Raw genomic sequence first — 9,344 nt, forward strand, 5'->3', positions numbered from 1 at the left:
GCTCTCCTCGCGGCTACCACAAGGAAAGACTAGGCGCTGGGCTGCGTTTTTGCTGCCAAAATAATCAATTTGCGCCTTGTAAGGCATTTACGCGACACCTTAAAAACAAAGTCGAAGCAAGCCTCATGGCCCGAGCAATGGCTCGGCCGTAGAACTGCCTATCGACCGCTGAACAGCGGACGGCCGCTTCCGACCTACTTGCGACGTTCGCACCCTCGACTTACAAACGTCAGACTTCCACCTCCGCCACCCGAGCCTTCAACCGCGGCGCGGCGAAATCAAGAAAAGCGCGCAACTTCAGCGGCAGGATTCCCTGTCCGGTGTGAACAAGGCTGATCGGCCACGGCGCCGGCTCAAACGGTGCGAGCACGATCTTGAGTGCACCGGCACGCAACGCGCTCGCCATCTGATAGGACACCACGCGAGTGATCCCAACACCGGCCACCGCCGCATCGATTGCGGCTTCGGCAGTGCTGACGGCAAGCCGCGAACGAACGCGCACCGCGATCTCCGACTTGCCCGACATGAAGCTCCAAACCTGCCTGGATGTCATCTGTTCGAACGTAATGCATGCATGCGCGGCGAGCTCAAGGGGGCTCGTCGGCGTGCCGTGTTCAGCGAAGTAGGCCGGGCTTGCGCACACCACCCGACGCACTGTGCCAATCCGTGTGGCGATGAAACTGCTGTCGGGCAGTTCGGCAATCCGCAATGCGACGTCGACGTGCTCTTCAAGAAGAGGCACCACGTGGTCGGTCAGCACCATCCGCACATCGATGTCCGGATAAGTTTTGAGGAAATCCGCGACCACGGGCAAGACGTGCAGGCGTCCGAAGACGATGGGTGCAGTGATGACAAGCTCGCCTTTGGGCGCCGCGTATTCCCCCGACGCCGCACGCTCCGCTTCTCCCACTTCCTCGAGAATGCGCCGGCATGCGGCGACATACGATTGCCCAGCTTCGGTGAGAGAAAGCTGTCGGGTGGAGCGATGCAGGAGTCGGGTTTTCAGGTGCGACTCCAGGTCTCCAACCTTGCGACTCACTGTTGCGAGCGGGATCTTGAGTTGACGCGCCGCAGCAGAAAAACTTCCTGCTTCGACCACAGCCACCAGGATCGACATGGATTCGAAACGATCAGCCACGTTCTCATTTTTTGGGAGGATGATTCCCAATAATGCCGGATTATCTTTACGAGTGGAAGGGGATAACATCCGCAGCGTCTCCCCGGCAACCGAGGGCGGCGGACGATTTGAGGCTTCTCGGCTGGCTGCTTTGGGCCGCCACGCCTCGGGTCCCCAAAAATCTGGAGAATGTGCTGTGTCAACGATTTCGAGTCCCAATCCGCAGTCTTCGCGAAAAACCGCTTCCATCAGAAATCTGCCCGTCAACCTGTTTGCATCGGTAATGGGTATTGCTGGACTTTCTATCGCATGGCGCCAGGCCAGCCAGGAATTTGGGGTAAGTCCGCTGATGTCCGAAGCAGCCGGTATCCTCGCCTTGATCGTATTCCTCGTGCTGAGCGCGGGATATCTCGTCAAGATGGTCAAACATCCTGACGCGGTCGTCGGCGAGTACCGACATCCCGTCGCCGGCAATTTTTTCGGCACGATCACGATCGCTATCCTGCTGCTCTCCTCGGTCGTTGCCCAACTGAGCCAGACACTCGCCGAAGTCATGTGGACAGTAGGCGCGATTTCGACGATCGCGCTCTGTTTCGCGATTGCGAGCCGGCTGCTGCAGGGAAAGATTGACGCTGCGCATGCAGTTCCCGCCTGGTTCATCCCGGGTGTGGCCACGTTGGATATCGCCGTTGCCGGCGGGACCATGCCAATGCCGTGGGCCCATGAAGTCAACCTGTTCGCAATGGCCGTTGGAACGATGATTGCCCTCTTGTTCTTTACGATGATCATGTCGCGAATGATTCACCACGAGCCTCTGCCCGCCGGCATGGTCCCTTCGCTGTTGATCCTGATGGCACCGTTCGAAGTAGGCTTTCTCGCCTACACCAACATGACGCAGCACGTCGACACCTTCTCCGGGTTGCTGTTCTACTTCGGTCTTTTCATATTCCTCACACTGGCGCCCAAGGTTTTCCGTAGGGGGATTCCGTTCGCTACCGGTTGGTGGTCGATCAGCTTTCCGATGGCAGCGCTGGCGAGTGCCTCGCTGAAATACTCGATGTTCGCCCAGGCCTGGCCCGTGAAGGTGATTGCAATCATCCTGCTCGCCATGCTAAGCATCGCGATTGTGGTTCTCTTTGTCAGAACGCTGCACATTCTCCTTAACGGTAAGCTGCTCGCCGGTTGAAACGGCACTCAGATGGCTACCTGTGGGCCTGCGTCCGTTGCGCTGGCGTTTTGGGCGCGGAGATGGTTTGGCTCGCAGTTGACGAAATTCCCATGCAGGTCTGTGGTACTTCGTCCTCCACATAATGAAGCGGGCGTTGCCACGCTCGACATTTCGCGTCGCGGCTGGGTATGGGAATGGCGACCGATATGACCGAAGTTCAGGACCCGTGCATGTTTTCTGACCCGACTGGCGGCGCGCCGTCTCCACGACTCCCGGACGTAATATCAGAAGGTTTGGCAGTCGTTTTTTGTGGAATAAATCCCGGCATGAGAGCGGTGGCAACGAACCACCATTTCGAAGGAAATGGCAACCGTTTCTGGCGAGTCTTACAGTTGGCCGGTTTCACGCCAGAGCTAATGCGTCCTGAAAACGACCGGGACCTGCTCGACTATCGATGTGGATTGACAACAGCTGTTGGCCGACCTACGGCGCGGGCCGATCAGCTTTCGCCGCATGAATTCCTTGAGTCGGCTTCGCCATTACTGAAGAAAATCGAACTTCATCGCCCCACATATATCGCCTTCCTGGGAAAGACGGCATACGCAGCCATTTCGGGTCAGCGGCACGTCTTATGGGGACATCAGAACGCCGTGTTCGGTGGGGCAAAAGTATGGATCCTTCCAAATCCGAGCGGTTTGAACCGCTCGTTCAGCCTCGATGACCTCGTTGGGGCTTATAGAGAGTTGTACCTTGCGATAGATTGACGCTCGCATCTTCTGGAGAGCGGGTGCGCGTGTTGTCCAGGACGAGTTGGGCGGGGTGCGTTGACATCGATGTGACCTGCGCGGTGAACGTAGATCCCGATCTGTAGAGGCCTGCCAGAAGTCAACGCAGCGCTGCTGCACATCCACATCGCACCGGATGCCTCGTCGGCGCCTGCTACAAGCCAACGCCCGAGTGGGTCGAGGCCTATTTCTCCCTGCTTACACACCTTGGAAGGAAATAGCGCTTGAGGAGCGCTTCAAGGCCGCCATCAGCGTAGCGCCGTATTGCGGTCGGCATTTTCTGCCACCGCCCGCGCCGTGCTCATTCGCGCGCGCGCGGTCTGGTGAATCATCTCGCGAAAGCCGCCGAGCAAAGGATCCTCGATGGCCATGCGGTTAAAGGCGAGCATCACCGGGTTCGCTGGAAGTGGCCGCCGTAGCTTGACGATGCGCAGCAGTCCGAATGCCACATGGCTGCGGGCGACGGATTCCGGTGCGATCGAGACCAGGCTGGTGCCTGCGACCAGGGCCAGGTTGGATTCGAAGGAGCGTGTCTCGATCACCGGCCGGATCCTGGGCAGGCCATGCTCGTTCCAGAACGTTTCGAAGGTCACGCGCGAGCTGGTCTCGGCGTCGGGTAGCGCCCAACCCTGGCCCAGCAGGCGGGACAGGTGAATGGGGCCTGCCGGGATGGTAGGGTGACCGGCCGCGCAGACGATCACCGTGCGCTCCTCATACAGACGCTCCACTACAAGGTCGTCGCCGTCGTCGCGCGTGGTGCTGCGCAGGATGGCGAAATCCAGGCTCCCGGTGGCGATCTGGTCGAACAGCATTTTTGAACTGCCTTCGACCACGCGGAACTGGTAGGGCGTGTCGGCGGCCTGTGCCGACGTATCGGTCGGCACTGCCGGATAGAGCCGGGCGAGCAGGCCGGGCATCACGGTGTGCATGGCACGCGGAATGCACCCGAGTTGGATCGGCCGGCGCTGCGGATCGGCGATGGCGTCGTTCAGCCGCTCGATCGCGCGCAGGACGAATCGCGCCTGGGACAGCACCGCCTTGCCTTGCGCGGTGGGCATGCTGCCGTGACTGGAGCGTTCGAACAGGCGGGCGCCCAGCAGGTTCTCCGCCTCGGCAAGCAGACGTGACAGAACGGGCTGCGGCACGCCGAGCTCGCGTGCTGCGCGATGCACGGAGTGGTTATCGCCCACGGCGACGAGGGCTTCGATATGGCGCCGCTGCAGCGGCTTGTTCGGCAGAGATGGCATGGCACGGGGAGGGGATACGAAAGCAGCATAACTGGATGCGTAATCTATATCATTTACGCTATCGGGGGCGAGGTCTATATTGGGGCCATTCCAATTCACCATGGATAGACAGCCACCATGACACGCATCTCCGTGACGCCGCTCCAATCCAGTCTCGGCGCTGAAGTTAGCGGTATCGATCTGCGCCAGCCGGTCGATGACGAAGTCCTGGCTGCGCTTCGCGAAGCCTGGGCCAGGTACCTCGTGCTGCGTTTTCGCGGTCAGGCACTGTCGGATCCGGAACTGCTGGCTTTCAGCCGGCTGTTCGGAGAACTCGATCCGCCGGGGCCGAACCCGTACGGCAAGCCCTTCCTGAGCGAATTTCCGGAGATCAATGTGATCTCCAATGTCAAGGTCGATGGCGTGCCGATCGGCAACCTGGGCGACGGCGAGGCGGTGTGGCATTGCGATATGACCTATGTCGAGCGACCGCCTCGCGCCGCGTTGCTGCACGCGCTTGAAATTCCGCCCGGCGGTGGCGATACCTTCTGGTCGGATATGTACCTCGCCTATGAAACCCTGCCAGACCATACCAAGGCGTTGATTTCGGGACGCCGCGCCATTCACGACGCCACCTACAACAGCGCCGGCATGATGCGCAAGGGCATGAAGGAAGTGACCGACCCGCGCGAAGCGCCGGGCGCGCATCATCCGCTGGTCATCGCGCATCCCGATACCCGCCGCCCCGCGCTGTTCCTCGGCCGCCGCCGCAACAGCTATGTGCTGGGCATGGACCTTGCCGAAAGCAATGCGCTGCTGGACACGCTATGGGAGCATGCCACCCGGCCCGAGTTCACCTTCCGCCAGGAGTGGCAATTGCACGATCTGATCCTCTGGGACAACCGATGCACGCTGCACCGCCGCGACGCATTTGATCCGAATGCCTCCCGCATCATGCACCGCACCCAGATCAAGGGTCCCGCCATCGAAGCCTTCGACCCGGCCTCGGCTGGCATGGCGCTGGAGTCGTGAACATGGATGGCTTGCACCTTCCCATTCGCCGCGTCGAGGTATTTGGCGTGGCCGTGCCCCTGGTCGGCCCCGGCTTTCGCAATGCTTATGTCACCAAGACCGTGCAGAAGAGCGCGCTAGTACGCCTTACTGCGGAAGACGGTTCGATCGGGCTGGGCAATATCGATCCCTCTCCCGGCTATTCAGTGGAAACCATCGAACAGTCGCTGCTGGCCATCCGCGACGAACTCGCGCCGCTGGTGCAGAACTGCGACGCCGGCAATCCGCATCAGGTGATGCAGCGCATGGACCAGGGTCGCTCAGGTTACCTGGACGCCAAGGCGGCGATTGAGATGGCCTGCGTCGACATGTTGGCGCGCCGGCTCAATATCCCGGTGCACCAGTATCTGGGCGGCGCCGTGGTCGACACAGTGCGCTTCAATGCGTGGATTGGCATTGTTCCGCCCGACGAGGCGGCCGCGGAGGCCCGCAAATGGTTTGACCGCGGCTTCCGCTCGGCCAAGATCAAGGTCGGCGGGGGCATCGAGGCCGACCGCGATCGCCTTGCGGCGGTGCGCGACGCGGTCGGGCCGACCATGACCCTGCGCGCCGATGCGAATGCCGGGTACAGCGTCGAGGAGGCGATCGCGCTGGGCCGCTTGCTGGAACCGATCGGCCTGCAACTGCTGGAACAGCCGGTGGCTGAGGACGACCTTGCCGGCATGGCAAAAGTGCGGCAGGCCATCGGCATCCCGGTGATGGCCGACGAATCGATCACCGATCATGCCAGCCTGATCGCGGTGATCCGCGCCAACTGCGCCGATATCGTCAAGCTCAAGGTGATGAAGCAGGGCGGCTTCCTGACCTGCAGGCGCATGCTGGAAACCGCCAGTGCGGCTGGCATGAAGGTTGTTATCGGACACGGGTTCGGGCTGGGCGTGAACACGGCGGCGGAAATCATGCTGGCATGCACCAGCACCGATGTGCTGGAAGGGCTGGAATGCGTGGGGCCGCTGAAGACTGCGGACGACATCGTGACCCACAAGCTCGATATGAGCAGCGGCGCGGCCGCCGTTCCCGCCGGCTGCGGGCTTGGGGTTGAACTTGACGAGGAGAAGGTGGAGCGCTACCGGTTTGCGTTCTAGCGCTTCTAGCGCTTCTAGCGCTTCTAGCGCTTCTAGCGCATGTGCCATTGCAGCACGGCAGAAATATAACCACGGCAAAAGTGGTACCAGGAGACAAGCATGTCCTTACGGAAGCTCTCTGTTCTTTGCACGGGCTTGTCGCTGCTCGCCGCGATCGCGGCGGCGCCGGCCCGCGCGGCCGACTGGCCCGTCAAGCCGGTCACCATCCTGGCGCCATTCGCCGCGGGCGGCACCGTCGACCTGGTGGCGCGCGTGATGGCGGTGAAACTGGGCCGCGAGCTTGGCCAGCCCTTTGTCGTTGATAACCGGGGCGGCGCCGGTGGCACCATCGCCACGGCCATGCTGGCGCGTGCCGCCCCCGATGGCTACACGCTGATGATCCACCACATGGGCCTGGTCTTCAGCGATTCACTCTATAGCCATCTTCCTTACGACACCAAGCGCGACATCTTGCCGGTCGCCTATATTGGCGCCACGCCAAACGTCCTGGTGGTGACTAAGACCTTGCCGGTCAAGACCATGGACGATTTCCTGGCGCTGGCCAAGGCCAAACCGGGCTCGATCAACTATGGCTCCGGCGGCATCGGCAGCGCCGGCCACTTGCCCATGGCAGTGCTCGGCATGATGACCGGGACCCATCTCCAGCACGTGCCGTACAAGGGTTCCGGCCCGGCGCTGACGGAGCTCGTGTCCGGCCAGATCCAGTCCATGCTGTTGACGATTCCCGCTGTGATGCCCTTTATCAATTCCGACATGGTCCGTCCGATCGCCACTTCAGGCAAGAAGCGTTCGCCGGCATTGCCCAACCTGCCGACCATGGAGGAAGCGGGCATCAAGGGTTTCGCATACGCGCCCTGGTATGGCTTTTTCGCGCCCGCCGGCACGCCGCCGGCAGTGGTGCAGAAGCTGCATGATGCTGTCGGCAAGGTCCTGCACGATCCTGAAGTCGTGGCGAGACTCAGCGGCGAGGGGATTGAAGTGGAAGCGATGCCGCGCGAGCGGTTTGCCAGCATCGTCGAGGCCGACATGGCGCGCTGGGGCAAGACCATCAAGCAACTTGGCATCAAGACGCAGTAGGGCGTATCCGCGATGTGTGCAAATCAGCCGGAAGGCGGCGCCGGCCGCCGCGAGCCCCGCTCCCCCGCCGACCTGTTCGTGACCTTCACCCTGCTGGGTCTGCAAGGATTCGGCGGCGTCCTGGCTGTGGTGCAACAGGAACTGGTGGAGCGCAAGCGCTGGCTGACGCGCGAGGAGTTCGTCGAGGACTGGGCGGTGGCGCAGATCATGCCGGGTCCCAACGTGGTCAACATGGCGCTGATGATCGGCGGCCGTTCGTTCGGCCTCGCCGGTGCGATGGCTGCGCTGGCGGGCATCCTTGCACTGCCGCTGGTGGTGGTGGTTTTGCTAGAACTGCTACACGCGCGCTTTGCCGATCATCCCGGCGTGGCGGGCGCGCTGCGCGGCACCGGGGCAGTGGCCGCAGGGCTGTTCGCGGCCACCGGGCTCAAACTGCTGAGCGCGCTGCGTGCCAATCCGCTGGGCCGCCCGCTTGCCATCGCACTGGGCGCCGGTTGCTTCGGCGCGGTTGCGCTGCTGCGCTGGCCGCTCGTCTACGTGCTGCTGGGCCTGGGCACCTTCGCCTGCCTGCTCAGCTACCGGAAGCTCAAACCGTGAGCGGGGCACCGATGCTGACGCTCGGGTGGGGCGACTGGCTGAGCCTGTTCTCCCATTACCTGTCGCTGTCCTTGCTGTCGATCGGCGGCGCCATCACCACCGCGCCCGATATGCACCGCTACCTGGTGGATCAGCAGCACTGGCTCAACGACGGTCAATTCAATGCATCGGTGACGATCGCCCAGGCAGCGCCGGGTCCCAATGTGCTGTTTATCGCGCTGCTTGGATGGAACATCGGCATGAACGCGGGCGGCATCCCCACGGCGCTGCTAGGTGTGGTGCTAACCATGTCCGGCATCCTGCTGCCCAGTTCCACGCTGGCCTACGTCGCTGCCCGGTGGGGCCACCGCAACCGCGGCTTGCGCGGCGTGCAGGCGTTCCGGCAGGGTATGGCACCGATCGTGATCGCGCTGCTGATCGCGACGGCCTGGACGCTGTCCAGCGTTCACGACAACGCGGCGCGGGACTGGCGGCTATGGCTGTTGACGGTGTTCACCGCCCTGATCATCTGGCGTTTCCGGATGCACCTGCTGTGGCTGCTTGCCGCGGGTGCCGTGCTGGGGTGGTTCGGACTGGTTTGAACGCCGGAACCATGACGTGCGGAATGCCCATCGCATCGGGCTTCGGGCTACAAGTTTCCGGCAAAGTCCTTGTCCGAGTTGCTCAGCTATGCCCGTAGCTATCCCAGGAAGATCAACTACGGCTCTTCGGGCGTTGGCGGCTCGTCGATTCCCTGCCGCGCTTCGTGTCGGAACAGATCTCCACTCTTTGGGGACAGCCGATGATTGTAGACAACCGCCGGGGGCGGCCGGCAACATCGGCATGTCCATGTCTACCGGCCGGGCCCGGCATCCGGGCCGAGACGGGCTATGGCCAAGCCAATACGGTCAGCCCATATTACGATCCGCTGATCGCCAAGATCATCGTCCATGCTGCAGATCGCCCCGGCGCGATCACACTGGCGCAAGAGGCCTTGCAAGCCACGCAGATTGCCGGTGTGAAAACCAATCTTCCCTTTCTGGCAAAGACGTTGGCTCACCAGCCATGGCGCGACGGGCGTCTGCACACCGGGCTGGTTGCGGACATTACTATTTGGCCCTGACAAGTGTGTGTGTGTGTGTGTGTCCAGGCTAAATTGAGACGTCCGGTGTTTGGCCAAGTTGAAATGTCCGATTCAGAGCGCGTGGTTTTGGGGTTTCTTGGCTTGTTTCTTTAGGG

At 62.0% G+C, this 9,344-nt stretch carries 10 protein-coding genes; 8 read left to right on the forward strand and 2 right to left on the reverse strand.

Translation table 11 applies throughout. The features are described 5' to 3' along the window. Nucleotides 1-229 precede the first annotated feature (229 nt). Nucleotides 230-1,117 carry a LysR family transcriptional regulator gene (locus ACYP5B_RS05015; protein ID WP_459568796.1) on the reverse strand — a complete coding sequence of 296 codons (888 nt, stop codon included), beginning with the start codon at nucleotides 1,115-1,117 and terminating at the stop codon, nucleotides 230-232. Nucleotides 1,118-1,313: 196 nt separating this feature from the next. Here ACYP5B_RS05015 and ACYP5B_RS05020 point away from each other — a divergent pair, with 196 nt between their 5' ends. Together ACYP5B_RS05020 and mug are read left to right on the forward strand one after the other, a co-directional pair. Beyond that, the gene (locus tag ACYP5B_RS05020; protein WP_400092196.1) at nucleotides 1,314-2,303 is read left to right on the forward strand and encodes an SLAC1 anion channel family protein; all 990 of its coding nucleotides are present in this window, start codon (nucleotides 1,314-1,316) and stop codon (nucleotides 2,301-2,303) included. Between the two features lie 212 nt (nucleotides 2,304-2,515). After that, nucleotides 2,516-3,049, forward strand: coding sequence for a G/U mismatch-specific DNA glycosylase (gene mug, locus ACYP5B_RS05025; RefSeq protein ID WP_459568797.1), 534 nt, complete (start codon nucleotides 2,516-2,518; stop codon nucleotides 3,047-3,049). 269 nt (nucleotides 3,050-3,318) lie between these two features. Here the strand turns inward: mug and ACYP5B_RS05030 are convergent, their stop codons facing one another. Continuing rightward, the gene (locus tag ACYP5B_RS05030; protein WP_459568788.1) at nucleotides 3,319-4,317 is read right to left on the reverse strand and encodes a LysR family transcriptional regulator; all 999 of its coding nucleotides are present in this window, start codon (nucleotides 4,315-4,317) and stop codon (nucleotides 3,319-3,321) included. Nucleotides 4,318-4,434: 117 nt separating this feature from the next. Between ACYP5B_RS05030 and ACYP5B_RS05035 the strand changes: the two genes are divergently transcribed. From ACYP5B_RS05035 to ACYP5B_RS05060, 6 genes are all read left to right on the forward strand, one after another. Beyond that, nucleotides 4,435-5,328, forward strand: a complete 894-nt coding sequence (locus ACYP5B_RS05035) for a TauD/TfdA dioxygenase family protein (protein ID WP_459568789.1) — start codon at nucleotides 4,435-4,437, stop codon at nucleotides 5,326-5,328. Nucleotides 5,329-5,330: 2 nt separating this feature from the next. Next, nucleotides 5,331-6,452 carry a mandelate racemase/muconate lactonizing enzyme family protein gene (locus tag ACYP5B_RS05040; protein ID WP_459568790.1) on the forward strand — a complete coding sequence of 374 codons (1,122 nt, stop codon included), beginning with the start codon at nucleotides 5,331-5,333 and terminating at the stop codon, nucleotides 6,450-6,452. A gap of 99 nt (nucleotides 6,453-6,551) precedes the next feature. After that, nucleotides 6,552-7,529 carry a Bug family tripartite tricarboxylate transporter substrate binding protein gene (locus tag ACYP5B_RS05045; RefSeq protein ID WP_459568791.1) on the forward strand — a complete coding sequence of 326 codons (978 nt, stop codon included), beginning with the start codon at nucleotides 6,552-6,554 and terminating at the stop codon, nucleotides 7,527-7,529. Between the two features lie 12 nt (nucleotides 7,530-7,541). Then, nucleotides 7,542-8,126, forward strand: a complete 585-nt coding sequence (locus tag ACYP5B_RS05050; RefSeq protein ID WP_400092011.1) for a chromate transporter — start codon at nucleotides 7,542-7,544, stop codon at nucleotides 8,124-8,126. Continuing rightward, nucleotides 8,123-8,707, forward strand: coding sequence for a chromate transporter (locus ACYP5B_RS05055; RefSeq protein WP_400092013.1), 585 nt, complete (start codon nucleotides 8,123-8,125; stop codon nucleotides 8,705-8,707). The genes ACYP5B_RS05050 and ACYP5B_RS05055 overlap by 4 nt, the downstream gene beginning before the upstream one ends. A 200-nt stretch (nucleotides 8,708-8,907) precedes the next feature. Next, on the forward strand, nucleotides 8,908-9,228 hold the full coding sequence (locus ACYP5B_RS05060) for a hypothetical protein (RefSeq protein WP_459568792.1): 321 nt from the start codon (nucleotides 8,908-8,910) through the stop codon (nucleotides 9,226-9,228). Nucleotides 9,229-9,344: the final 116 nt, after the last annotated feature.

The sequence above is a fragment of the Cupriavidus sp. 8B genome (assembly GCF_054589115.1).

Excerpts from the sequence above, each read along its gene's own strand:
- ACYP5B_RS05060 (WP_459568792.1), top strand. The coding sequence starts at position 8,908 with ATGATTGTAGACAACCGCCGGGGGCGGCCGGCAACATCGGCATGTCCA.
- ACYP5B_RS05015 (WP_459568796.1), bottom strand. The coding sequence starts at position 1,117 with ATGTCGATCCTGGTGGCTGTGGTCGAAGCAGGAAGTTTTTCTGCTGCG.
- ACYP5B_RS05035 (WP_459568789.1), top strand. The coding sequence starts at position 4,435 with ATGACACGCATCTCCGTGACGCCGCTCCAATCCAGTCTCGGCGCTGAA.
- ACYP5B_RS05030 (WP_459568788.1), bottom strand. The coding sequence starts at position 4,317 with ATGCCATCTCTGCCGAACAAGCCGCTGCAGCGGCGCCATATCGAAGCC.
- ACYP5B_RS05045 (WP_459568791.1), top strand. The coding sequence starts at position 6,552 with ATGTCCTTACGGAAGCTCTCTGTTCTTTGCACGGGCTTGTCGCTGCTC.
- mug (WP_459568797.1), top strand. The coding sequence starts at position 2,516 with ATGTTTTCTGACCCGACTGGCGGCGCGCCGTCTCCACGACTCCCGGAC.
- ACYP5B_RS05050 (WP_400092011.1), top strand. The coding sequence starts at position 7,542 with ATGTGTGCAAATCAGCCGGAAGGCGGCGCCGGCCGCCGCGAGCCCCGC.
- ACYP5B_RS05040 (WP_459568790.1), top strand. The coding sequence starts at position 5,331 with ATGGATGGCTTGCACCTTCCCATTCGCCGCGTCGAGGTATTTGGCGTG.